21 protein-coding genes are annotated in these 24,669 nt (G+C 51.4%); 3 read left to right on the top strand and 18 right to left on the bottom strand.

The annotated features are described in order from the left end of the window. Window positions 1–8: 8 nt before the first annotated feature. The 15 genes from FC49_RS04050 to FC49_RS03980 form a co-directional block, all read right to left on the bottom strand. The gene (locus FC49_RS04050; protein WP_056984356.1) at window positions 9–896 is read right to left on the bottom strand and encodes a ParB/RepB/Spo0J family partition protein; all 888 of its coding nucleotides are present in this window, start codon (window positions 894–896) and stop codon (window positions 9–11) included. Then, entirely contained in the window at window positions 883–1,653 is a 771-nt protein-coding gene (locus FC49_RS04045; protein WP_056984355.1) for a ParA family protein, read from the bottom strand. Before FC49_RS04045 ends, FC49_RS04050 begins: the two co-directional genes overlap by 14 nt. 11 nt (window positions 1,654–1,664) lie before the next feature. Further along, the gene (locus FC49_RS04040) at window positions 1,665–2,639 is read right to left on the bottom strand and encodes a nucleoid occlusion protein (protein ID WP_056984354.1); all 975 of its coding nucleotides are present in this window, start codon (window positions 2,637–2,639) and stop codon (window positions 1,665–1,667) included. Window positions 2,640–2,657: 18 nt separating this feature from the next. Further along, entirely contained in the window at window positions 2,658–3,380 is a 723-nt protein-coding gene (gene rsmG / locus FC49_RS04035) for a 16S rRNA (guanine(527)-N(7))-methyltransferase RsmG (RefSeq protein ID WP_056984353.1), read from the bottom strand. 497 nt (window positions 3,381–3,877) lie between these two features. Next, on the bottom strand, window positions 3,878–4,786 hold the full coding sequence (gene rihC / locus FC49_RS04030) for a ribonucleoside hydrolase RihC (RefSeq protein ID WP_056984352.1): 909 nt from the start codon (window positions 4,784–4,786) through the stop codon (window positions 3,878–3,880). An 81-nt stretch (window positions 4,787–4,867) separates the two neighbouring features. Beyond that, window positions 4,868–6,070, bottom strand: a complete 1,203-nt coding sequence (locus FC49_RS04025; RefSeq protein WP_056984351.1) for a NupC/NupG family nucleoside CNT transporter — start codon at window positions 6,068–6,070, stop codon at window positions 4,868–4,870. An 829-nt stretch (window positions 6,071–6,899) separates the two neighbouring features. Continuing rightward, window positions 6,900–8,255, bottom strand: coding sequence for an amino acid permease (locus tag FC49_RS04020; RefSeq protein WP_056984350.1), 1,356 nt, complete (start codon window positions 8,253–8,255; stop codon window positions 6,900–6,902). 322 nt (window positions 8,256–8,577) lie between these two features. Next, complete coding sequence (locus FC49_RS04015) at window positions 8,578–9,936, bottom strand: amino acid permease (RefSeq protein ID WP_056984349.1); 1,359 nt, start codon at window positions 9,934–9,936, stop codon at window positions 8,578–8,580. Between the two features lie 91 nt (window positions 9,937–10,027). After that, the gene (locus FC49_RS04010; protein ID WP_003711668.1) at window positions 10,028–10,771 is read right to left on the bottom strand and encodes an amino acid ABC transporter ATP-binding protein; all 744 of its coding nucleotides are present in this window, start codon (window positions 10,769–10,771) and stop codon (window positions 10,028–10,030) included. A gap of 1 nt (window position 10,772) precedes the next feature. After that, window positions 10,773–12,236 carry an ABC transporter substrate-binding protein/permease gene (locus tag FC49_RS04005; protein WP_404802656.1) on the bottom strand — a complete coding sequence of 488 codons (1,464 nt, stop codon included), beginning with the start codon at window positions 12,234–12,236 and terminating at the stop codon, window positions 10,773–10,775. 334 nt (window positions 12,237–12,570) lie between these two features. Further along, on the bottom strand, window positions 12,571–13,749 hold the full coding sequence (locus tag FC49_RS04000) for a mucin-binding protein (protein ID WP_056984348.1): 1,179 nt from the start codon (window positions 13,747–13,749) through the stop codon (window positions 12,571–12,573). Between the two features lie 214 nt (window positions 13,750–13,963). After that, on the bottom strand, window positions 13,964–15,265 hold the full coding sequence (gene serS, locus FC49_RS03995; protein ID WP_003711685.1) for a serine--tRNA ligase: 1,302 nt from the start codon (window positions 15,263–15,265) through the stop codon (window positions 13,964–13,966). 350 nt (window positions 15,266–15,615) lie between these two features. Next, window positions 15,616–16,539 (bottom strand): FAD:protein FMN transferase, encoded by a 924-nt coding sequence (locus FC49_RS03990; protein ID WP_003714951.1) that lies wholly within the window; start codon window positions 16,537–16,539, stop codon window positions 15,616–15,618. A gap of 2 nt (window positions 16,540–16,541) precedes the next feature. Continuing rightward, window positions 16,542–17,789, bottom strand: a complete 1,248-nt coding sequence (locus tag FC49_RS03985) for an NAD(P)H-dependent oxidoreductase (RefSeq protein ID WP_003711688.1) — start codon at window positions 17,787–17,789, stop codon at window positions 16,542–16,544. After that, window positions 17,789–18,364 carry an NADPH-dependent FMN reductase gene (locus FC49_RS03980; RefSeq protein ID WP_003711681.1) on the bottom strand — a complete coding sequence of 192 codons (576 nt, stop codon included), beginning with the start codon at window positions 18,362–18,364 and terminating at the stop codon, window positions 17,789–17,791. The genes FC49_RS03985 and FC49_RS03980 overlap by 1 nt, the downstream gene beginning before the upstream one ends. Before the next feature lie 216 nt (window positions 18,365–18,580). On the opposite strand from FC49_RS03980, the gene rlmD reads away from it, so the two are divergent. Both rlmD and FC49_RS03970 read left to right on the top strand, forming a co-directional pair. Further along, entirely contained in the window at window positions 18,581–19,972 is a 1,392-nt protein-coding gene (gene rlmD, locus FC49_RS03975; protein WP_056984347.1) for a 23S rRNA (uracil(1939)-C(5))-methyltransferase RlmD, read from the top strand. Window positions 19,973–20,035: 63 nt separating this feature from the next. Continuing rightward, entirely contained in the window at window positions 20,036–20,440 is a 405-nt protein-coding gene (locus FC49_RS03970) for a hypothetical protein (protein WP_056984346.1), read from the top strand. Between the two features lie 142 nt (window positions 20,441–20,582). On the opposite strand, the gene pyrR is transcribed toward FC49_RS03970, so the two are convergent. From pyrR to FC49_RS03955, 3 genes are all read right to left on the bottom strand, one after another. Next, window positions 20,583–21,119 (bottom strand): bifunctional pyr operon transcriptional regulator/uracil phosphoribosyltransferase PyrR, encoded by a 537-nt coding sequence (gene pyrR / locus FC49_RS03965; RefSeq protein ID WP_003711659.1) that lies wholly within the window; start codon window positions 21,117–21,119, stop codon window positions 20,583–20,585. 169 nt (window positions 21,120–21,288) lie between these two features. Next, window positions 21,289–22,086 (bottom strand): hypothetical protein, encoded by a 798-nt coding sequence (locus tag FC49_RS03960; RefSeq protein ID WP_056984345.1) that lies wholly within the window; start codon window positions 22,084–22,086, stop codon window positions 21,289–21,291. A gap of 100 nt (window positions 22,087–22,186) precedes the next feature. Beyond that, complete coding sequence (locus tag FC49_RS03955) at window positions 22,187–23,482, bottom strand: adenylosuccinate synthase (protein ID WP_056984344.1); 1,296 nt, start codon at window positions 23,480–23,482, stop codon at window positions 22,187–22,189. 197 nt (window positions 23,483–23,679) lie between these two features. Between FC49_RS03955 and FC49_RS03950 the strand changes: the two genes are divergently transcribed. Further along, the gene (locus FC49_RS03950; RefSeq protein WP_056984343.1) at window positions 23,680–24,654 is read left to right on the top strand and encodes a GMP reductase; all 975 of its coding nucleotides are present in this window, start codon (window positions 23,680–23,682) and stop codon (window positions 24,652–24,654) included. Window positions 24,655–24,669 lie beyond the last annotated feature (15 nt).

Here is a 24,669-nt window from a genome sequence, read left to right as displayed (position 1 = left end):
AGTCCCTCCTAGTCTAAAGAGATGTTTAATACTTCCAAAATCCGGGTTAAGTCATCATTGGACGTGTACGGAATTTCAATCTTGCCGGCACCGCGCTTGCGACTTTGTGAAACAGCGACCTTCGCACCAAACTTGCTTTGCAGCTGGGCTTCTGCCTCCCGCAGGTAAACGGGCTTCCGCTGTCCCTTCTTCTGGGCCTTCTTCTTGCTGGTCCCATTCATTTGGGCAACGATTTCCTCCAGTTGGCGGACAGTCAAGTTCTTGTCCATCGCCCGCTTCGCCAGACCGACCAGCTGCTTTTTATCTTTGAGTCCCAGAATCGTCCGGGCCTGCCCCATTGAGAGCCGCCCCTCGTTCAAGGCTTCCTTGATCAGGGGTGGCAGGCCGAGCAAGCGTAAGTAGTTGGCGATGTAAGGCCGGCTCTTGCCCAAGCGGTTAGCAACCTGAGCCTGCGTTAGGGAAAGCCTGTCCATCAGCGTCTGGTAGGCCTGAGCCTCTTCCAAGGGGGTCAGGTCTTCCCGTTGCAAGTTTTCGAGGACCGCGACCTCCATCATCTGTTCATCGGTCATATTCCGCACAATCGCCGGAATCGTTTCCTGCCGGGCCATTTTTGACGCCCGAAAGCGCCGTTCACCGGCAATCAGCTCATACCGTTCGACCGCCGCATCCGGCTGCCGCAGGATAACCGGCTGAAAAACACCGGTTTCCTTGATTGAATCGGCCAGCTCCTGCAAAGCCGCGGAATCAAATGTCCGCCGCGGCTGGTAGGGGTTGGGGCGGATTAGTGACAATTTAACATCCTGGACCGTCTCGCCATTTACCGGCTCTTCAATGGTATTTTCTTCAAATAGGGCTTCAATTCCGCGACCAAGGCCGCCCTTTTTACGCTTTGCCATTATTCGCCAACACTTCCTTTGCTAATGCTTGATAGACTGCGGCACCGGTCGACCGTTTATCATAATCGACAATTGCCAAGCCATGGCTCGGGGCTTCCGATAGACGGACGTTGCGTGGAATCACGGTCTGGTAGACCTGATTGCCAAAGAACTTCTTAACTTCCGCGTTAACTTGCTGGCCGAGGTTGGTTCGCTTGTCATACATCGTCAGAAGAACGCCCTCAATTTTGAGCGCCGGATTGAAGTGCTTTTGAACCAGCTTGATTGTGTTCAGCAGCTGGCTCAGCCCCTCCAAAGCATAGTATTCACTCTGGACCGGAATCAAAATGGAGTCACAAGCGGTAAAGGCGTTGATGGTCAACAGTCCCAACGACGGCGGACAGTCAATCAGGATAAAGTCATAGTCATCTTTGACGTCCCCAAAGGCATCCTTGAGCCGGGTCTCCCGCGCCATCAAGTTCGTCAGCTCAATCTCCGCCCCGGATAACTCAATGGTGGTCGGTGCAATGTCCAAGCCCGGATGGCTGGAATGCTGGATGACATTGGCTAGTGGCTCATCATTGATTAAAACGTCGTAGACACTCTTTTCAATATTGCGCTTTTCAATTCCTAAGCCACTGGTGGCGTTCCCCTGGGGATCAAGGTCAATTAACAAAACGTGCTGGCCCTGGTCTGCCAGGCAGGCACCCAAGTTAACGCTCGTGGTGGTCTTACCCACGCCGCCTTTTTGGTTAGCTAATGCAATTACTGAACCCATTAATATGCCTCCTACTGCTTCTTCGGAATCTCAATTACCAGCTGGTAGGATTGGTCGTTGTCCGATTCCTTGGTCGTGACCTTAAAACCACTATCAGTTGCCAGTTTGATTGACTTCTTAATCGTATTCAACGCTAACCGGGCATCATTGATCTGCTTGGCTGGCTTCGTCTTATTCTTCTTGCGGGGAGCCTTCTTCGCCGGCTTGTTAGCCGGGGTCGCGTCATTAGCCGGCGCCGGGGCGGGACTTGCTTCCTGGCCTGGTTCGGCGACCGGGGCAATCGTGGATAATTCCCGCTGACGAGCGGCCGCTTTCTGTTTGGCAATTTCTGACGGCAGTGGCCGGCCCAACAACCGGGCCACTTCGTCTTCGGTTTGGCGAACCGTCAAGCGGTTATTGACTACCCGCATCAGCATCTCACGCTGTTGTTTCTCGTTGAGGTCCAACATTGCCCGTCCGTGCCGTTCAGAAATCCGGTGGTCAAGGATGGCCGTTTGCACCGGTTTGATCAGCTTGAGGAGGCGCAGCTTATTCGCCACAAAGGACTGGCTCTTGCCCATCCCCTTCGCTAAGGCCGCCTGGGTCAAGTGGTTGAGATCCATCAGCCGACGGTAGGCCTGGGCCTCCTCGACCGAACTCAGTTGGGAGCGTTGGAGATTTTCTACTAAGGCAAGGGAGGCGGCCTCATGATCACTCATTTTTTCGATAATTGCCGGCGCGGTTTCCCACTGCAACAGCTTCATCGCGCGAAAACGCCGCTCCCCAGCAATGATTTCGTACTTAGCGGGTTCGTATTCCCGAATTACAATCGGCTGGAGCAGGCCGTGTTCGTCAATCGTCTGGGCCAGTTCCTGGATTCCTTCCTTATCAAAGACCTGGCGGGGCTGATAACGGTTAGGAACAATCTGGTCGAGCTTGATCTCTACGACCTTCTGCTTGCTGTCATTACTGTCGCTCTTCCCAAAGTTAAATAATGAAAAAGCCATCTTTCATCCTCCTTACTTCTATAACGGTTTCTTATTTGGCAGGCCCGGACGACGGGGATACTTCGGTGGCGTTGCCGTGGCCTTATCGATGATGATGATCTTGCGCTGGTCAGCAGTTCCTGGCAGAGTCATTGCAAACTCCTTCTGCACTTCGCCGCCCAGCTTACTGATTGCCCCTTGTGCGTCCGCCAGTTCGTCGTCGGCCGCACTCGCCTTATACGCTACTAGCTCACCGCCGACCCGCGCTGCGGGAAGGCACAGTTCAGCTAGAACACTGAGCCGGGCAACCGCACGGGCAAGGACAAGGTCATACTTTTCCCGGTTTGCCGCCTTTTTTGCTGAAAACGTCTCCGCCCGGTCATGAACCAGGGTGATCCCGCTCAGACCCAACTTAGCAACTAGCTCCTGCAGAAAGTTGATTCGTTTATTCAGGGAATCAACAATGGTTACTTGGAGCTGGGGAAAAGCAATTTTGAGCGGCAGCGATGGAAAGCCGGCGCCGGCACCAATGTCGCAAAGGGTCAGCTGCTCGGTCTGGAGCCGCGGTTCAGCAAATGCCCCCGTCAATGAGTCGTAAAAGTGTTTGAGGTACACATCGTTTTCTTCTGTGATCCGGGTCAAATTCACCTGCCGGTTGGTCGTCACCAACAATTGGTAGTAATCAGCAAATTGTTGCATCTGCCGGTCGGTAAGGTTAATCCCCCGATCAGCAAGTGCCTGTTGAAATTGTTCTGGGTTCATTTAAGTAAGCGCTCCTTTTCGTGAAACATTTATGTTTCACGTACCCTTATACTGTACTCTAAAATGGCCGCTCTTTCAACTGCTTGGCCTGAGATAATCGGCAATTATTTCCCGGGAAATGAAAGGCAGGTGGACAGAAGCAACTGTCCTGGTTTGACGCTCCCATCCCAGCACCACGCCGCGCCAACTTTAAAACAACAAGAGAGTGAGAAAAAACGCCTAAAATCGGCTGACAAGCTGATTTTAGACGTTTGTCTTTCGACGCGCAGCTAGCCTATTTGGGGCAGTNAGTGAGAAAAAACGCCTAAAATCGGCTGACAAGCTGATTTTAGACGTTTGTCTTTCGACGCGCAGCTAGCCTATTTGGGGCAGTTCAAATGCTGATTTATCAGCGTTTGAACTGCCAGCCAGCTACTGCGCTGAGGCATTACTAACTTTAAAGTATTAAAGAGGTTGAGTTAATTCCCAACCCCGTTTCGCACCCGAACAAATGGTGCTTAGTTCATCTTGCTAACTTCATCCAGGAACCACTTGTTGAAGTAGTCCGCGTCGATGTCTAAGCAGACTTCCGCGTTCGTCTTGCCGTCGTGGTAAGCCGCCCGCACGTCGCCAACCGTGGCACCAATTGTTGGACCTTCCGTCTGAACGTCGACCCACATCTTCTTAGTGGTAAACGCTTCCGGGTGGAGCAGGTAGAAGATGGTGTTAACGTCGTGCATCGGCCGCCCTTCGTCCGTACCGTCGTTGTAGTGGGTAATCAGGGCGTGTAGCATTTCACCAGTCTTATTCATCTGACCGAGCTTTTCAATGGTGTCCTTGGTCAGGAGGGCCTTCAAAGTAACGTCAAGGCCAACCATGACAATCGGAATACCGGAGTTGTACATGATCCGGGCAGCGTCAGGGTCAGTAAAGACGTTGAATTCAGCCACGCTGGTCATGTTACCGCCGGACATCGAGCCACCCATGGCAACGATTCGCTTGATGTGGCTCTTCACTTCTGGGTATTCACTGAAAAGCAGGGCGATGTTGGTGTAGGAACCAGTTGGCACCAGGGTAACTTCGTCTTCGGCCATGATAGCATCGTGGAGGGCTTCAACCGCCGTCGTCTTGATTGGCTGACCGTAGTCGTTGCCAAAGTCGTACCCCGGCATCCCTGATTCACCGTGAATCCGGGCTGCATCTTCAAACGGCTTGATCAGCGGTTGTTCTGCCCCAGCAGCTACTGGAATGTCCTTGCCAAAGAAGTGGATAATCTTCAAGGCGTTGGCGGTCGTCTTATCAACAGTGACGTTCCCAGCCACGGCCGTTACCAGCTTCAGGTCGATTGACGGATCGTTAATCGCCATGGTCAAAGCAGCAGCATCATCAATCCCCGGATCAGTATCCATAATAATTTTAGTAGTCATTGTAAATTCCTCCTTGTTTGAATTGCAAGCGTTTACGAGCCTTTAGGTTAAAAAAAGCAGCCCGCAAGCTGCTTTAATTTTTTACCAAACGAACAGGCCAACAAAGGCAGCTGATAAGAGTGATACCAAGATACCAGACAACAGCAGGTAGCCAATGTTAGAAGCGATGTAGTCGTTATCTTCCTTGTTAGCCAAGCCCTTGAAGGCACCGATGATCATTCCAAGGGTACCGAAGTTGGCGAAGGAAGTAACGAAGACCGTCAGGCAGGCCTTCAAGTGTTCAGGGTAGTGGGCGATGTCAGCCGTAACCTTACCCATAACAACGAATTCGTTCGTAACTAACTTCATCCCCATGTCTTGGGCCAATTGCCATGCCTGGTGAACTGGCAGACCAAGTAACCAGGAGAATGGGAACATAATTACACCCAGGATGCTTTCGAGTGACAGTGGCTTCCAGAACAATGCCAGAATCTTGTCAATCAGAGCAGCTAAGGCAACGAAGGCAACAACGTTTGCAACGATGATCAGGATCAGCTTACCAGCGCCCAGGATGGAGTCACCCAAGAAGCTGAAGAATGGTTCCTTCTTGCCGTTGTCGGTTGCACCAACCTTTTCGATGGTGTCTTCTTCTGGTGAAAGGTGAACTGGGTTTAACATACTAGTGGCAATCAGCGCGTTGATAATGTTGATTGGAACAGCAGTCAAAATGTATTGACCCGGCATCATTTCAATGTAGGCCCCCAGAATAGAAGCAGTAACACAAGACATTGACATCATGGCCAGTGTCAAGTTCCGTTCCTTGCTCATCTTCCGGATTTGCATCCCGGAAACGGCCAGCACTTCAGTGTTCCCTAAGAACATCATTTCAACAGCGAAGAATGATTCAAACTTCGGTTGACCAGTGATGTAGGAAAGTCCCCGTCCGATCCACTTGATAATCCATGGCAGGAAGCCGATGTAAGTCAAGATGTCGAACAGCGGAACAATCATCAGGATTGGCATCAGCGCAGAACAAATGAAGTTCAAGTTCTTAACGTTGTACCAGTCACCCAGTGCGAAGACCGTCCCCTTTGCGGACACGTCAACAATCCAAACGAAGCCGTCAGCAGCGGCCTTAACACCGGCCCGGCCCGCTGAAGAACCCGTCAAGAACCATGCCAAAACCAAGTTCAGCACGACCATGATGGCAACCGTCTTCCAATTGATGGCCTTGCGGTTCTTTGAGAACAGCCAACCAATCGCTAGGAAAACAATCAAACCTAGAATATTGATTGCAAGATACATGGTTGTATACACCCCTTAATAAAAAATCCATGTAATAAACACTGTCGCCTCTACTACTAAAATCGAAAAAATTATAATTGCTTTGTTCGACGAGACAACTTTACGACTTTAAGAATATCTTAAAAACAAACTTGTGTAAAGGCTTAAATATAAACAAGTTTGTGAACTGAGAACGGTTTAGTTGCGCTAATAGGTCATAAATCGGTTTACTTATCGCGGTTATTGAAACGTTTTACTGATTCTGGAAGCGTTCACAAACTCGCTGAAATTTCTCGAAAGCGCTTCCTCAGTACTGACAAAAAAGAAGTCCCAGTCACAAACTCACTGCTTGTTACCGGGACCGCCCCTGCCAAGGACCATCATTATAACAAAAAAGCGGAGACAAGTAGATGTCTCCGTGCTCCCAATGAAAGGACAACAGCCGCGGTTAACTCTATTAAGGTTTGTTAACGTATCTTGCGTTCTTCCGCCAAGGATGAAGAACTGAAGCTCAATCATTTAAGGTTGTAGATATGGCCACTAATTTTTAGCTACCATACTTTTCAAGGAAACTAAAGCGTTTCATGTGGAGTGGGGTGTCGTTAATTATCGTGTTATTAATTAACCAGCTTTAAAGTAGTTTATTATGAGAAGATGTTTGTTCAAAACTAGCCGTCGCCCTTTCACATTTTTAGTATAATCCATTGCCACTATGAGGTCAAACAAACCGCGGCATGACAACGTTGGTAGCGATTAGCAAACTTAGACGATTTGCGGTTTTTGAGTGGTTAGCTCACTGCTTCTAAACTGTTTAACCCTAGTTTGGTCAGTATCTCATTTTGAAAAAATTTTATTTCTTTTTTCCCTTTGGGGTGTAGTTAAACCCGATTGCCAACAGAACAAAGATCACCACGGAAATAATCAACGGAATCCGCGTGGTATCAATGAACAAGAGGATGACCAGCACGCCGAAGAAAAAGATAATCGTCAGCCAACTGGTGAGCGGATAACCAGGCATCTTGAAGCTGGTGATCCCCGCCGGGTGCGCCTGCCGGAACTTAATGTGGGCAAAGAGGATAATCAGCCAGGTAAAGACAAAGGTAATTGTCGAAACTCCGGCGATAACATCGAAGATTCCTGCTGGCATAATGTAGTTCAAAATGACGGTAACAAATAAGATAATGGTCGAAAAAGTCAGTGCCCGGGTCGGAACCGCCTGGGGACTCAGCTCTTTGAAGCGTTGCGGCGCGTTGCCGCTTTCGGCCAGGGCGTAGAGCGACCGGCTGGTACTAAAAATAGCACTGTTAGTGGCCGACATTGCCGCGGTCAGCACCACAAAGTTCAAAATCCCTGCCGCTCCGGGAATACCGATGGCCGCAAAGACCTGCACGAAGGGGCTGGAAGTCGTCTTGACATGGAACCAGGGATAAATGGACATCAGGGCAATCATCGAACCGATGTAGAAGAGACCAATCCGAACTGGCAGGGTATTGATGGCCTTCGGAATATCCTTTTGCGGATTCCGGGTTTCCCCCGCCGTCAGGCCGACCATCTCAATGCCGACAAAGGCAAAGACGACCATCTGGAACGAGACCAGGAAACCGGCTAGTCCTGTTGGGAAAAAGCCTCCCTGGTTGACCAGGTTACTTAGTGATACCGTCCGACCTTCAACGTGGCTGTGCAGCAGAATCAGCACTAATCCGGTGATAATCAAAGCAACGATTGCCAGGACCTTGATCATCGAGAACCAGCTCTCCAGCTCACCGAAGAGGCCGACGTTAATCATGTTGATTAGCATCAGCGCTACCACGATGACCAGTGGTCCGACCCATTGTGGAAGGTTGGGAAACCAGTAGCGCAGGTAGATCCCGGTGGCCGTCAGGTCGGCCATCGCCAGGGTCAGCCAGCAGGCCCAGTACATCCAGCCAGCGATGAATTCCATCCGGTCACCCAGGTAGTATTGAATGGCGTCGATAAAGGAATGGCGGGAGGGGTCCTCCAGCAGCAATTCCCCCAAGGCCCGCATCATGAAGAAGATGAAGACCCCAACAATCAAGTAAGAAAGGATGATCGATGGACCGGCAGCGTGGATGGCAGAACCGGAGCCCAGGAATAATCCCGTTCCGATGGCCCCACCGATGGCAATCATCGTAATGTGACGGCTCTTTAGCGAGCGTTGCAGTTTTTGGCTTTGCTGTTCATCCATATTGTTGACCTCCTTAGTCATTTTCAGCGTGAACGTAAAAAACGTCCCTGGCTTTAGCTTTAGCCAGGGACGTTTTTAACGCGGTTCCACCCATCTTCATAGCCCACTATTCGTGAACTACCTCTCAGTCGATAAGGGAACCACCCACTTTTACGAACATGCCATTAAACTGGTCCCTACTTTCAGCACTTGTGAGGGTCTCTGTTAACCAGTGATTAGAATTTACTAATAATTATAAGTATTCTATCATAAATGTCAAACGAAATTTAGCAATTTAGTCTAATTATTCGTCTCTTGCAATCGCTGCCATTCCGATAATAGCCTACTTTTGCGCCTGCCGCCGTTTTTTTATTTCATATACCACGGCAAGAATTGCGAGAAAGACGAAGGATACCAAAACCGGGATCCGGCTGGTTGCACTAAAGAGCAGCACGACCAGTACGGCCGCAAAGAACACGATTGTCAGCCAGCTGGTGACCGGGTAACCGGGCATCTTAAAGGCCGCGGCACCAGCAGGATTCTGCTGCCGATAGCGGATGTGGGCGAAGAGCAGGATTAGCCAGATGTAGATAAAGGCAATCGTGCAGACGCTGGCAATAAAGTTAAAGATTCCCGCTGGCATGATGTAGTTCAGGACCACCGTGATAAAGAGGATGGCCGAGGAAAACCACAGGGCCCGACTCGGCACAACCTTCGTGCTCAGCTTGCCGAAGGACCGCGGTGCGTTACCGCCCCGGGCAAGCGAATAAAGCGACCGGCTGGTACTAAAAATGGCACTGTTGGTTGCTGACATCGCCGCAGTCAGTACCACGAAGTTCACGATTCCCGCCGCAGCTGGAATCCCGATGGCAGCAAAGACTTGGACGAAGGGGCTCGAAGTTGTTTCAATCTTGAACCACGGATAGATCGACATCAGAGCAATCATCGAGCCGATGTAGAACAGCCCAATCCGGACTGGCAGGGAGTTAATCGCCTTGGGGATATCATTTTCCGGGTCCTTAGTTTCCCCCGCGGTCAGGCCAACCATCTCAATCCCCCCGAAGGCAAAGACAACCATCTGGAAAGACATTAAGAAGTTCACCGGGCCGTTCTGGAAGAAGCCCCCGTACCGGGTTAGGTTCTGCAACTCAACAAAGCGGCCGTTAACCCGGGCGTGCATCACAATCAGCACCACGCCGATTCCAATCAGCAGCAAAATCGCCACGACCTTGATCATCGAGAACCAGCTCTCCAGTTCACCGAAGAGGCCGACGTTGACCATGTTGACCAGCATCAGCAGAATGATGATTACCAGCGGGCCCACCCACTGCGGCAGGCTGGGAAACCAGTAGCGCAGGTAAATCCCGGTGGCGGTCAGGTCGGCCATCGCCAGGGTCAGCCAGCAGGCCCAGTACATCCAACCGGCGATAAATTCGACCCGGTCGCCCAGGTACACCTTGATCAGTTCAATGAAGGAGTGCTTGGTCGGGTCCGCTAAAATCAGTTCACCGAGGGCCCGCATCATAAAGAAGGCAAAAATCCCCACGATTAAGTACGAAAGAATGATTGCCGGGCCGGCCTGCTTAATTGCTTCACCGGAGCCTAAGAACAGCCCGGTCCCGATCGCACCACCAATCGCGATCATCATCACATGACGGCTTTTCAGCGATCGTTCCAATTTTGGTTCATTTTTATTAGCCATCGAATCCCTCCTTGAAGACAGCTAAGACGTCCTTAGTATTATAAACCAAGGGCGTCACTAGGCAAGTATGTTCACGTTAATTTATTAAGCACTAAACGTTTAATACCTTATCCAAGAAGTTCTGCGTATCGGCGTGCTGCGGGTGATCAAAAATCTGTTCTGGCGTCCCTTGCTCACGGATATTGCCATCGTGGAAGAAGACGACCCGGTCTGCGACTTGCTTGGCAAAGCCCATTTCGTGGGTGACGACAATCATTGTCATTCCCTGGTTTGCCAGGTTCTTCATTACTTCCAGGACGTCCCCCACCATTTCAGGGTCAAGGGCGCTGGTCGGTTCGTCAAAGAGCATCACGTCGGGCTTCATCGCCAAGGCACGGGCAATTGCCACCCGCTGCTTTTGGCCCCCGGAGAGGGTCTTCGGGTTGACGTTCGCCTTTTCCTTTAAGCCAACGATTTCCAGGTAGTGGAGTGCTTCTTCGACTGCTTGTTCCTTGTTGGCCTTTTTCAGCTGAATTGGTGCAAGGGTCACGTTTTCCAGCACCGTCATGTTCGGGAAGAGGTTGAAGTGTTGGAAGACCATCCCGATGTTTTCCCGGACCTTGTTAATGTTGATTTTCGGGTCCGCAATATCATAGCCATCAACGTAAATGTGACCGCCGTTCGGCACCTCCAGCCGGTTCAGGCAGCGCAGGAAGGTACTCTTACCGGAACCAGACGGGCCAATCATGCAGACCACTTCGCTCGGTAAGACGTTCAAATTGATTCCCTGGAGGACTTCGTTTTTACCGTAGCTCTTGTGTAAGTCTTTTACTTGTACCTTATATTGTTTATCCATATTAAGCCATCCTCTTTTGAATGTAGTTTGACAACCAAGTTAACAGGGTAATGATAATAATGTAGATTGTCCCGATAATCAGCCACATCCGGAACCCTTCCATGTTTTGCGAGATGATCACGGTCCCCGTCTGGGTCAGCTCCATCACCCCGATGGCCGACAGGATCGACGTATCTTTCAAGGTAATGATGAACTGGTTGACCAGTGACGGTACCATGATTTTAATCCCCTGCGGCGCAACGACCTTGACTAGGGCCTTGCGGTATGGCAAACCAAGGCTCCGCGCAGCTTCCCACTGTCCAGGGTCCACGGCGTCAAAACCACCCTTAACGATGGCCCCAATGTAGGCCCCTTCGTCAAGCATCAGGGTCACAACCCCAGCGAGGAAGAGCGGTACCTTATGACCAATCACGTTTGGCAACCCCATGTAGATGAAGAAGGCCAAAACGATCATTGGCAGCCCCCGGAAGATGTAAATAATCGTACTGGAGATGGCGTTGGCAACCTTGCTCTGCATTACTCCCAGCACCCCGAGGATCAGGCCGAAGACCAGGGCCAAAGCAATCCCGACAATCGTCAATTGGATGGTCATCCATAACCCGTTCAGGAGGGCGACCCGGTTGGCCTTCAGCAGGCCCCAGATGGTCCGGCTAGCCGTGCTGGACTTCGCCGTCTTGTCACTCTTGGTGTACTTGTCAACGATTTGTTTCATCTGACCGGTTTCGTTCAGCCAGTCAATCCCGTTGTTAATCTTCTTTTGCAGGGCGAGGTTCTTGCCCTTTTGGAAACCAACGGCCACCGGCTGGGCGTCGATTGGCTTCTTCGTCACGATTTTCAGCGGGACCCCAGTCTTGATCCCGTATTCCAGAACCGGCCCATCATCAAAGGTTGCGGCCGTGTTGCCGTTCTTGACGTCGTTCCACATCGTGTTGGAGGAATCGAAGTACTTGATCTGGTAGCCGTACTTCTTCTGGTTCTTCTTCAAGAAGAGGGCGGCACTGGTCCCCGCCTTAGCGGAAACGGTCTTGCCCTTGAGCTGCTTGAGGGAGTGAATCTTACTGTCCTTGGCAACCGCCATTTCTACCCCATCCGTGTAGTAGGCTTTGGAAAAGTCAAACTTGGCTTTCCGTTCGTCCGTCACACTCATTCCGGCAATCACGGCATCCACCTGGCCGCCTTCGAGGGCTTGCAGGTCCCCGTTAAAACTCATTGGCTTGAGCTTGTATTTAAAGTGCTCGTGCTTGGCAATCTTCTTCAGAATTTCAATTTCGATTCCGGGGTTCTTCCCCGAGTAGCCACCCTTGCTATCCTGAATTTCAAAGGGGGCAAAGGTGTTGTTGGTGGCAAAGGTATAAGTCGGTTCCGCAGCTGACACGCTCTGTGGTTCGACTAATAACCACCCCACTGCAATCCCAACGACTGCAACAACGGCGGTTAGCCACTTTCTTAAAACCGTTCTCCGCATCATCTACCGACTCCTTTTCTAATCAAATTTTAACGTTGATAATACATTATCATCTGTGAAGCCGGAAGTGAATAGATATACGAGAATCGTGTATTTATCCAACGTGAAAGCGCTCTTACATAGTGAAAAGTTAATGTAGAACCGGGAGAGTGCTTAATTTTATTAAGCAGTTTTGATGGCTAATCCTGTTTTGGTTAGAACTTTCTCAGTCAATTTCCAAAACGGGGCTGCGGTACTAAAAAGGGCCCAGCTCCGGCACTGCCGAAATCTGGACCCTGATGATTCTTGGTAGGAACTCCCGGTAGCAGTATCACTGCCGCCAGCGGTTTCCGTTTTAATATTCGCGTTTCTTAATTCCCAACAGGCCAAACAGCGTGGTGAGCATTGCTACGCCTAAGCCCAGCACACTCTCCCGTCCTGCTTGCGTCCCCGTTTGCGGCAATTGGGTTGCTGAAGCCGCCTGCTTAGTAGTAGTGGCACTAACAAGCGCTGTCCGGCCAGTCTGGACCCCCCCTACCGGAGTAGCAGTCTCGTGGCCAGTCGTTTCCGGCGTTACTGGCGTTTCCGCGGGGGTCGTCGTTGGTGTCTCACCTGGAGCTGGGGTCGGGGTTGGCTGCTGGTCCCGGGTGTAGTAGACCGTATAGACGGTGTGCCTATTCGCCTGGGCGTCAGCGATCAGGTCGTCAATCACCTTTTGCTTATTGTTTACTAGGTGGTAACCAACAATCTCCGGCGAAACGATTTCTGCCAGTTTTGCCCAGGCCTGATCCTTCGTCAAGCCCTTCGCGATAATCTTGTTGCCCTGAACAAGGTCATAGTAAAGACCGTCCTCGTCCTGGGCCTGGTCTGCGCCCGCCGCGGCGTAAAGAGCAACTGTCCGGGGAACATTTGGATTGTCCGGCGTCACCGGCGTTGTAAGGTGCTTAAACACAATCGTAAAGACCTGCGGCGTGCCAGTAAAGGTCGCGTCCTGCGGATAATCATTCGACACTAATTCATAACCCATATTTTCATAATCAAAAATAGTGTTTTGCGCATCATAGTTAACCGCACTCCCGCGCCGGCCACTCAACGGTTTAGAAGCAAAAACCTTATTGCCTTCATCTTGGTCGACGTAGTTAACCGTGACGTGCCCAAGCTGGTAGTAGGGCACGATACTGATATTTTGGTTAGCATCATCCGCCAGCGTTTTATTAGTTCCCTGTTCTTGGTAGTGGATGGTCCGGTCAATCGTTACCGCCTGGTCGCTCTGGACTTCGCCATTATCGCCCAGGTCCTGTTGAACCAGTTTGATTGCATCCTGAGTCTGCTGCTGGTTGTTTACCTGCTCCTGGTGACTCGCCGAAACTTGGACGGTGGCCGAACCAGGGTTAGCCGTATCCGCCTTGACCGAACCATTGCCACCAAGGAGGAAGAAAGTGGCCCCCAAGAGTACTGATACGGTGCCAATCTTGAGCTTTCGCAAGCTGAACCGCTGCTTAACTTCCGCCTGATTAACGTTTCTGTTTACCATCACTAATAACCCCCCGTAAAAATTAAAGTTACTTCCCCGTTAATTATAACAGAAATTATATATAGGGCATAGGTGGAGATGAACAGAAATCGCGGAGGGGGGCGCAGTCAGCTGGCAGACAGGCCAACCGTTTTGCCGCGCGGCGAAAGACGAACACCGAAAACCAGCTTGCCAGCCGATTTTCGGTGTTCTCTCACTCTCTTGCGATTGCTAGTTACTTCTTATTCCGGAATGGTACCGCGTTTTCCTTGGTAATCTTGGTTACCCCGTGCATGTAAGGTACTAAGACCTCTGGAATCGTCACGGAGCCGTCCGCGTTTTGGTAATTTTCCAAGATTGCAGCCACGGTCCGGCCGACTGCTAGTCCAGAACCGTTCAGGGTGTGAACATATTGCAGCTTACCGTTTTCGTCCCGGTACTGGGTGTGCATCCGCCGTGCTTGGAAGTCCAGGCAGTTAGAACAGCTGGAAACTTCCCGGTACTTCTTCTGGGCAGGCATCCACAGCTCCAGGTCGTGGGTCTCAGAAGCGGTGAAGGACATATCACTCGTTGTCAAAGTGATCACGTGGTACGGAATGTCCAGCTTCTTCAGGATATTTTCGGCATTGGCCGTCATCTTTTCAAGCTCATCCCATGAATTTTCTGGCTTCGTGTACTTCACCATTTCAACCTTATTAAACTGGTGCATCCGGATCAAGCCCCGGGTATCCCGGCCAGCAGCCCCCGCCTCAGAACGGAAGCAAGGCGTCAGGGCAGTCACGTAAACCGGCAGTTCTTCTTCTGGGATGACCTCGCCACGGTAGTAGTTGGTCAACGGCACTTCCGCCGTCGGAATCAGGGTCATGTCTTCGCCATTGACCTGGTAGACCCCTTCCTTGAACTTCGGGAACTGCCCCGTCCCGTACATGGAGTCGGCGTTAACAATGTATGGCGGCAGCACTTCGGTATAACCATCCTTCATGTGTTCATCGAGCATGAAGTTGTAAACGGCCCGTTCCAGCTGCGCCCCCAAGCCAAGGTAGTAGACGAACCGGGAGCCAGAAACCTTCCCAGCCCGGTCAAAGTCAAGGATGCCAAGCTGTTCACCAACGTCCCAGTGGTGCTTGGGTTCAAAGTCAAAGTCACGGATCCTGCCGACCTTCCGCAGTTCAACGGCCCCGTCTTCGGTCAGGCTGACCGGGACACCATCGTGCGGAACGTTAGGCAGGCGGGACATTTTGTCGTGCAGTTCTTCGTCGTTAGCTTCGACCTGTTCGTCCAGCTGCTTGATCTTATCGCCGAGTTCCCGGGTTTCCTTGATGGCTTCATCCGCGGATTCACCGTTGCGCTTGGCTTCACCAATTTTCTTTGATGCGGCGTTCCGTTGCGCCTTCATCGTTTCCGTCTGCTGAAGCAGGTCCCGCCGCTTTTGGTCAAGGGCCAGGACTTCATCGATTTCTTCCGCCTGAATACCCCGGGTAGCGAGCTTTTGCTTGTAAAAGTCTGGGTTTTGACGAATCTTCTTAATATCTAGCATCTGAATTCCTCCTAACGAAAAGAGCCATTCCATCCTCAAAAATTTTGGGACGAAATGGCTCTTAGTTCCGCGGTACCACCCAAGTTCGACAGTCAAACTGTCACCCTCGTGATGGATAACGGCCATCCGCCGTGCGGCATTACCCGCCCACATTTAACAGCACCGGAGTTTCGGTCAGCCGCTCACACCAGCCGCGGCCTCTCTGAATAACCTACTTGAAATGCTTCCGTGTTTGATTTTGCCATTATCATATTACATTTATTCAAATTAAGCAATCGAAATTTAATTATTTCTCACCAAAAAAGACGGCCGCCAAGCATACAGCTAGTGCTCAGCGGCCGTCCCCCATTTTAAATATTTATATTTTCGACGCGTTCGTCATTGTGAATAAAGACCGCCCCCCGGTTGCCCGGGTGACTCGCCCAGCCAGCCAAGGGCGCCCCGTTAAAGAAGAGCCGTTTGGCCTCGATTTCACCCAGCACCGACTGGTCAGTAAAGACCGTTACGCTGCTAAGGTCGGTCTCCAGCGGGTAGCCAGTCCGGGGATCCAAAAGGTGATGGTAACGCCGCCCGTCCTTTACCAGGAAGCGCTCGTAAATCCCCGAGGTCACCGCCGAGCACGCCGGCTGGCGAACCGTTTCCAGGTCATGCCCCCGCTTGAGCTGCGGGTCCTGGACACCAATAATCCACTGACCGTCTGCTCGCCGGGGTGATTGACCGACAAAAACCAGGTTGCCGCCCAAGTTAATGATCCCAGCAGGAACTCCCTGAGCCAGCCAAAAGTCCCGGACCCGGTCGGCAATGTAGCCCTTTGCGATCCCGCCCAGGTCCAATTCCATCCCCGGCTGCTCGAGGTAGACAGTCCGGTTATCATCATCCAGCAGCACCTGGTAGGGATCAATGAGCCGGAGCCGGTCCTTAATCGCCTGGTCACTAGGAACATTCGCCCCGGCAAAACCGATTTTCCACAGCTTTACCAGCGGGCCGATCAGGGCATTGAAGCCAAAATTCTCCCGACTATAATGAACCGCCAGCTTGACCAGTTCATAGGTCGTTGGCGACACTAATTTAGGGGTCCGCCCGGCAGCCTGGTTGACCGCCATCACCTCGGAGACCGGCCGGTTGACCGTCAGCCGGTCCTCGTAGCCATCAATCATCTTCATCGCTTGGCTCAGCAGGGGAAAATACTCGTCCCCATAGACCGTCAGCACAATTTTGGTCCCCAGGGCCCGGTGAACCATGCTGTGCTGCTGGGCCATCAATTCACTTGCCATCCCTAGTTTTCGGAGGCACCGGTAGAAGCATCGGCAGTTTCGTCGTCAGCATCCACACTGCCACTTTCGGAGGCGCCGGTCGTTGCGTCGTCGCCATCTTCGCTATCCGCAGCTGGCGTTCCTGCGGCTTCCGCAGGGCTAGCAGTGTCATCGTCAGCAGAGGATTCCGAAGCACCAGTTGAAGCATCAGCAACGGGTGCCGCCGCGTCTGCTGGAGCATCATCATGCTTGGAGGCACCAGTCGTCGCGTCCGGATTCTGGTCCCAGCCGCCATTTTCAAACAGGTTGAGGATGTATTCAACACTCCCCGTAAATTCGATCGTCCCCAGGTAGTGGCCGTCAACATCGCGCAGGGCGTAGTATTGAATCAGAGAGCGGTGGCCGTTCATCCATAATGGCCGGGTAACAACATCTTTCTTGCCATCACGGAAGCTGTTGATAATTTGCATAACGATCGGAACAGCCTTTGGCGGGTGGCATTCCGTAACCGGTTCGTTCAGCGAAGCCACGCTGCGGACGTGTTCCCGGTTGGGCTTGTCTGAGTACCAAGCAAAGCGGTCAGAGCTATCTACCAGGTCAATTTCAAACGGAATCGTACTGAAAATCTGTTGAACTTCCTTCAGGGTCAAGCGGCCAGTCGGGAAGTTAATGTAAGCATCACTGATAGTTGGGCGTTTAATAGGCATCTCAGCTTCCTCCTTAGTAATATTCTTAAATACTTGAATGTATTCGATAAAGTGCGTAAAGCATTTTTCCAGGTTGTCACGCATCTCGGCGTTGATCAAGCGGCCGTCCTTAGAAAAGACCCGGCTCGCACCACCGATCAGCACTTCGTTTCCGGGAAGGAGGTTGGCATCACAGTCAGGTGAAATCAGAATCTGCCGCATTTGAACCTGCGAACGGGCAGAGGCTTGCCGTCCGTAAGAAACCCCAACAACCATCACCGGCTTATGCTTCAAAACTTCGGTGTGGTAGGATAACCATTCCGTCGCGCTCTTGAGGGCTGCTGGAATCCCGTGGTCGTATTCGGGCGTGGAGAACACCACCCCATCCGCGGCCTTGACTTTCTGCTTGAGCTTCCATACCTCTGTCTGCTCACTCAGCGGGACGTCGACCCCGAAAGCGGGCAACTTGCTAATTTCGTAAATTTCAATGTCGGCCATCTGCTGGAAGTGCTTCTTCATGAACTGGAGTAAAATCCGGTTATAGGAGAAGTTTGCGTTCGTTCCGACAAGCGCTAAAATTTTCATTAGTTATTTGCCTCCTCCTTTTTCGCAACCATCCCGTTAATCGCCGCTGCGTAGGGCTTAAATTCCCGCATGCACTTTTCGAGGAATTTGATTGTCCCTGGGTCAGTAATGTTGCCATCCTCATCCATCAAGCTGGCAACGTTGCTCATAAAGAATTCTTCTCCCTGGAAGACGTGGGCGTTGACCCCAGGAGAAATTAAAATATCCCGCAACTGAACCTGTGAACGGGAAGAACCCTGCTCGTGGGTCGAAGCCCCGATAATCATAACGGGCTTGTTCTCCAACGGGTGCAGCTCATAAGAAAGCCACTCTACCATACTCTTTAGTGCGGAGGTAATTGAGTGGTTGTATTCGGGACTGGCAATAATCACCGCATCGGCCGCAGCTACCCGGCGGTCAATATCAGCTACTACGTCCGGTGTCTTACCCTTGTAGTTTTCGTTAAATAGTGGAACCTTGCGAATGTCAATCACATCGACATCGTCAGTGTCGCGAAAGTCCTTCGCGATGTACTCTAACAGCATTCGATTATAAGAATGGTTCGCATTGGATCCTGCAATCGCAGCAATCTTCAAACTTGTCACTTCCTTATAATTATTTATGCAACATTTCACACTGCCATTTTACTATAATTTCAATGCCAGCGACACCAAAGCAGGCTAATTATTAGTATTCTTTCCACTTAATAGATACTTTTCAACGATTTGGTTATAATCTTAGCCTTATCATTTCCCCACTCCCCGGCTGAAGATGGTAAAATGAAGGGATATTATAATGAACGGAGTAAAAACATGGCAAAAGAGCAAGTAAAAACGGACGTTGAGGTTAACATTGGGGAGCGTTTCCCGCTGACGATTCGCCGCTTGGGCGTAAATGGGCACGGAATCGGCTACTACAAGCACAAGGTTTGCTTTGTTTCCGGCGCGCTCCCGGGCGAAGTCGTGGTTGCCGAAGTTACCCGTATTCATCCCCGTTTCTTAGAGGCAACCATCCACCGCATCCGCAAGCGCAGCCGTCACCGGGTCACCCCGCGGGATAGCTACGCCAATGTTGCTGGCGGGTTTGAGCTGGAAAACCTCGCCTACCCGCAGCAGCTGGCCTTTAAGCGGCAGGTCGTCCTTGATAGTCTCGCAAAGTTTCAACCATACGGCTACCGCAACTATGACGTTCGCCGGACGATTGAGGCACCGGAAGAATATCATTACCGCAACAAGGCTCAGTTCCAGGTCCGGATGGTGGACGGTCACGTGGCGGCGGGCCTGTACAAGCCTAACAGCCATGACCTCGTTGATATGCAGGAGTGTGCGGTTCAAATGCCCCGGACAATGAAGGTTGTCCGGACGGTCGTCCAATTGATTGAGGACTTGCAAATCCCCGTTTACGATGAAGACCACAACAGCGGCATTATCAAGACCATCGTCGTCCGCGAATCCTGGACAACCGGCGAACTCCAATTGACCCTGATCACCAATACCCCCAAGCTGATTCACAAGCGGCCCTTCCTGGAAGCCATCGCCCAGCAGCTGCCAGAGGTCGTTTCCGTCATGCAAAACGTCAATCCCGGTGATACACCACTTGTCTGGGGTGAGCAAATGATCCACCTGGCAGGGAAGGAGACCATCACCGAAAGTTTGATGGGGCTCGACTTTGAACTCTCCGCCCGGTCCTTCCTCCAGCTGAACCCGGAACAAACGGAGGTCCTCTACGAGCAGGCTGCTGAAGCCCTGGAACTCGCCCCGGAAGACACCTTGATTGATGCCTATGCCGGGATTGGTACCATCGGTCTTTCGCTGGCCTCCCGGGTGAAGGCCGTCCGGGGGATGGAAGTCATCCCTGAGGCCGTCGCGGACGCCAATGCCAATGCCAAGCTAAATGGTATTACCAACGCCCAGTACGAAGTTGGCAAGGCCGAAGAGCTGATGCCGCGCTGGCTCGATGAAGGGTTGCAATTTGACGCCCTGGTTGTCGATCCACCGCGGACCGGTTTAGATGACGAACTGATTAAACAGATTCTACGGGTCAAGCCCCGCAAATTTGCCTACGTTTCCTGTGGAATGGCCTCCTTAGCCCGCAATCTCCGGCGGCTAACCAGCGTCTACCACGTTGACTACATCCAGCCCATCGACATGATGCCCCAGACGGCCCGCTGTGAAGCTGTCGTCAAGCTGTCTCTCCGGCACTAAAGTAGTGTCAGTCACCCGAATGTGTTATCATTATTATTTAACAGAAAGAAGTGGACAAGAGATATGCAAAACCCATTTGGCAACAACAATAATAATGACCAAAACCCGTTTAACTTGAATAATCTCCCCCTCCCACCAAATTACACCAAGATTGTTAACGATCAGGGTGACATCCGGATCGCCAAGGTGGGAATCTCATGGACGACCCTCTGGTTTGGCCCACTACCGGCACTCTTTCGGGGCGACTATTACAACTTCTTGTTAATCATCGTCTTAGACCTGGACTACGCCCTGGTGGCCCTGTTCTTTGGCCTTAACTGGCTATTGGAATTTCCAATTCCCTCCGTCGTTTTTGCCTTCTTCTACAACATGATGTACTTCCGGCACCTCTTCAATAAAGGTTACCGGCCAGCAGACGAACGCTCCCGGCAAATCCTAACCAATGCCCGTTACTGGAAGGAAAAATAATTTCCCGGGAAACATTCCCCGACACATAAAAAGGGCTGTGACATAAGTCCTATTACTTTAACAAAAAGCGAACAGCGCAGTACACAAAGGGGCGTGAAGACGAAGTCATAAATGACTTCTGTCACGCTCCCTTTTAGCTTACCTAATTGCGTTCAATTGTAATGTCCTCGTGACCATCGTATTCTTCCACAGCCACGTGGACCGTTTCGTCAGAGGAAGTCGGGATGTTCTTCCCCACGAAGTCCGGCCGGATTGGCAACTCCCGGTGGCCCCGGTCGACCAGCACAGCCAGTGAAATTCGCTTCGGCCGGCCCATGTCCATTAAGGCATCCAAGGCTGCCCGCACTGTCCGACCGGTAAAGAGCACATCATCGACCAGGATCACGTGCTTGTCAGTAATATCGACATCCAGCTGCTTTGTGTTGACGGTTGGTTCGATATGGTGGTCTGGCACATGACGGTCATCACGGTATAGCGACACGTCGAGGGCCGCCACCGGAACGTCGACCTTTTCCAGCTGGTTCAACCGTTTAGCGAGCCGCTCAGCCAGGTAGATCCCCCTGGTCTTGATCCCCACAAAGACCAGGTTTTCGACCCCCTTGTTTTGTTCGATAATCTCGTAGGTAATCCGGGTCAATGCCCGCTGCATACTTGAGCCATCAACGATTTCATGTGCCATAATTGCCACTCCTTTTTAATTCCACTCTCTCTTCCAACCAAAAAGCTCCGTTAGCAGCACAAGTAACTAACGGAGAACAACATTCCATCGGTCCTTGCCGGTCTCACTGGGCCACTTAAAGGAAACTATTTATTTTATTGTAATTGGCTCCCAATCCACTGTCAATCGTTTAATTACTAAAGCGACTCAGCCAAGTCGACAGGCGCTGGGAAACGGTAGTCCAAATTTGATTAAAGCCCGGCTGGTTCTTCAGGTCATTCACAACGCTAACACCGTTATCCGGATCTTGCCGCACCTGGTTAACAACGTTAGTAACCTCATTCAGGTGTTCCTTAGTGGTTGAGTTTTGGGCTTGGTTAAGCAATTCCTGGTTTTGCGACTGAATTTGATCCAACCGCTCATTCAAGGCCTGCTGGTCATGATCCTTTTGGTACTGCTTGGCGGCACCCTTCAGCTGGGCAACCTGGTTAGCCAGCTTTTGGTTATCGGAACTCAGCTTAGCGATGCTACTGGAATTATCCGAAATCTGGCTGCTTTGCTGGGCATTATTAGCGGCCTGTTCCTGCTGTTGGGCACGGTGATGAGCGCTCACTCCCCACCACACCAGCAGGAGAATAATAACTGCCAAAATTGCTAACAGCCAGTTCCGTTTTTTACCCTTTGTCTGTTGTGCCGGAGCCGCGGCCTGCTGACTATTGCCAACTTGTTCCGCCGGACGGACGTGCAGGGTGACACTCTGCTGAGCTGTCTGCCCGGTAGCATCCATCGCGCTCAGCATCACCGGATACTCACCCTGTTGGTCAATGTTGACCTGGGTCAAGTTAATCACGAGCTTGTTCATCAAATCTTCTCCATTGCTGCCGGTTACGTGCACGCCAAGCTGCCGAACCAGGTCGGCCTGGTTGATTGTCTGGTGGAGCGGCCAGTCCAGGTAGTGCCGGCTCACTGTAATTGTCAAGTTTGCCATCTTCATCCCTCATTCTGTTGATTTAGTAATATTGTACCGCGTTTTGGCCAGAAATAAGAAAAGGTTTCAGCCCCACGGCCAAAACCTTACTTATTTTTAACTATTCAGCTAATTCCCACGGGTTCTTAACGATAATCGTTTGGATCCGGTCGGCACCAACGGACACAGTTGCCAACGGTACTTCGGATAACTCGCTGACACGCTTGAGGTAGTTCTGGGCATTCACCGGCAGGTCCTCAAACTTCTTGACCCCGGTAATGTCTTCATCCCAGCCCGGCAGTTCCTCGTAAACTGGTTCACAACGGTCCAATTCCTTGAGGCTGGCTGGGTAGTAGTCGATTTCCTTGCCGTCCAGCTTGTAAGCCTTACAAATCTTGACAGTCTTCAAGCCAGTCAGGACGTCCAGCAGGTTTAGACTGAGGCAGGAAATCCCAGAAACCCGCCGAGCATGCCGCATGGCTACGCTGTCGAACCAGCCGACCCGCCGTGGCCGTCCAGTAACGGTCCCGTATTCGTGACCAGTCTCACGGATCCGGTCACCAATTTCATCCGTCAGCTCAGTTGGGAACGGACCAGCACCGACCCGGGTCGAGTAGGCCTTACAGATGCCGACAACGGTATTGATTTTGTTCGGGCCAACCCCAACCCCGGTGCAGACACCACCGGCAATCGGGTTTGAAGCAGTTACGTATGGGTAGGTTCCCTGGTCGACGTCCAGCATTACCCCCTGGGCCCCTTCAAAGAGAACCCGTTGGCCATTATCAAGGGCGTCGTTGACAATCCGGGAAGTGTCGGTAACGTACTTCTTCAGTTCTTGACCGTACTCGTAGTAGCTTTCAAAAATATCATCGAAGTTGATTGGGTCGACGTGGTAGAGCTTAGTAAACAGCTCGTTCTTTTCCGCTAGATTCCGGCGCAGCTTAGTCTCGAAGGTATCCTTTTCAAGCAGGTCGCACATCCGGATACCGACCCGGGAAACCTTGTCCATGTAGGTTGGGCCAATCCCGTTCTTAGTCGTGCCGACCTTGTGATCACCCTTAGCCTCTTCCTGGCACTTGTCCAAGAGAATGTGGTAAGGGAAGGTAACGTGAGAACGGCTGGAAATCCGCAGGCCCGAGATGTCAATCCCGTTGTCTTGGAGGTAATGCAATTCCTTCAACAAGGCTGGTGGGTTGATAACAACGCCGTTACCAATTACCGCTAACTTGTCCTTTCCAAAAATGCCGGACGGTACCAGCCGCAGCGCGAACTTCTTACCATCGAAGGCAATCGTGTGCCCGGCATTGTTACCACCCTGGGAACGAACAACGACATCCGCGTCCTGACTCAGGTAATCGGTCATCTTACCCTTTCCCTCGTCTCCCCATTGACTACCAACAATAACAACTGATGACATTTATTTTCACCTCATCGTTTATTTTCGTAAAAAGACGTTTTTACTTCCTTATCCTACCGAAGTTCACCCTAAAGGTCAATGATGAATCGAACTATTTTTAAAATTATTGACAAAATTGTACGAAATTATCATTGACGGATGACAAAGTTTAGTGCATAATAACTAACGGAATTTTTTAACGAAAAGGAGCCGTTATTGTGGAAACGTTCGACTATGATGATATTCAACTGATTCCGAATAAGTGCGTGATCAAGAGCAGGAAAGAGGCTGATACCAGCATTCAGTTTGGCCCGCGGACCTTTAAAATCCCGGTTGTCCCGGCAAATATGGAAAGCGTCATTGACGAAGATTTAGCAGTCTGGCTAGCGCAAAACGGTTACTACTACGTCATGCACCGTTTCCAGCCTGAGGACCGGCTGGCCTTTGTTCAACGGATGCATGACCGGCGGCTATTTGCCTCTATTTCTGTCGGCATCAAGGATGCTGAATACGACTTCATCGATCAGCTAAAGGCCGAACAATCGGTTCCAGAATACATTACAATTGACGTCGCCCATGGTCATTCGGATTTTGTTATTAAAATGATCCAGTACATCAAAAAGCAACTGCCGACCAGCTTTGTGACTGCCGGCAACGTCGCGACTCCGGAAGCCGTGCGGGACTTAGAAAACGCTGGCGCGGATGCAACCAAGGTCGGGGTCGGCCCCGGCAAAGCCTGCATTACCAAGCTCAAGACCGGCTTCGGAACCGGGGGCTGGCAATTGGCTGCAATCCGGCTCTGCGCTAAGGCTGCCCGAAAGCCAATCATCGCGGATGGCGGGATCCGCCACAACGGGGACATCGCCAAGTCCGTCCGCTTCGGGGCCTCAATGGTTATGATTGGCTCCATGCTGGCCGGTCACCTCGAGTCTCCCGGTCACGTAATTACAATTGATAGCAAGCAGTATAAGCAATACTGGGGCTCTGCTTCGGAAGTTCAGAAGGGTGCCTACCGGAACGTCGAAGGCAAACAAATGCTGGTCCCATTCCGCGGCTCCATCAAGGATACGCTCCAGGAAATGCAAGAAGACCTCCAGTCATCGATTTCCTATGCTGGTGGCCGCGACCTGGAAGCGATTCGCAAGGTCGACTACGTTATCGTCAAGAACTCCATTTTGAACGGTGATTACTAAGACTATAAAAAACGC

It is taken from the genome of Limosilactobacillus oris DSM 4864, from assembly GCF_001434465.1.
Lineage (GTDB): Bacteria > Bacillota > Bacilli > Lactobacillales > Lactobacillaceae > Limosilactobacillus > Limosilactobacillus oris.
The sequence above is the reverse complement of the archived record's forward strand: the minus strand, read 5'-3'. Positions and strand labels throughout refer to the sequence as shown.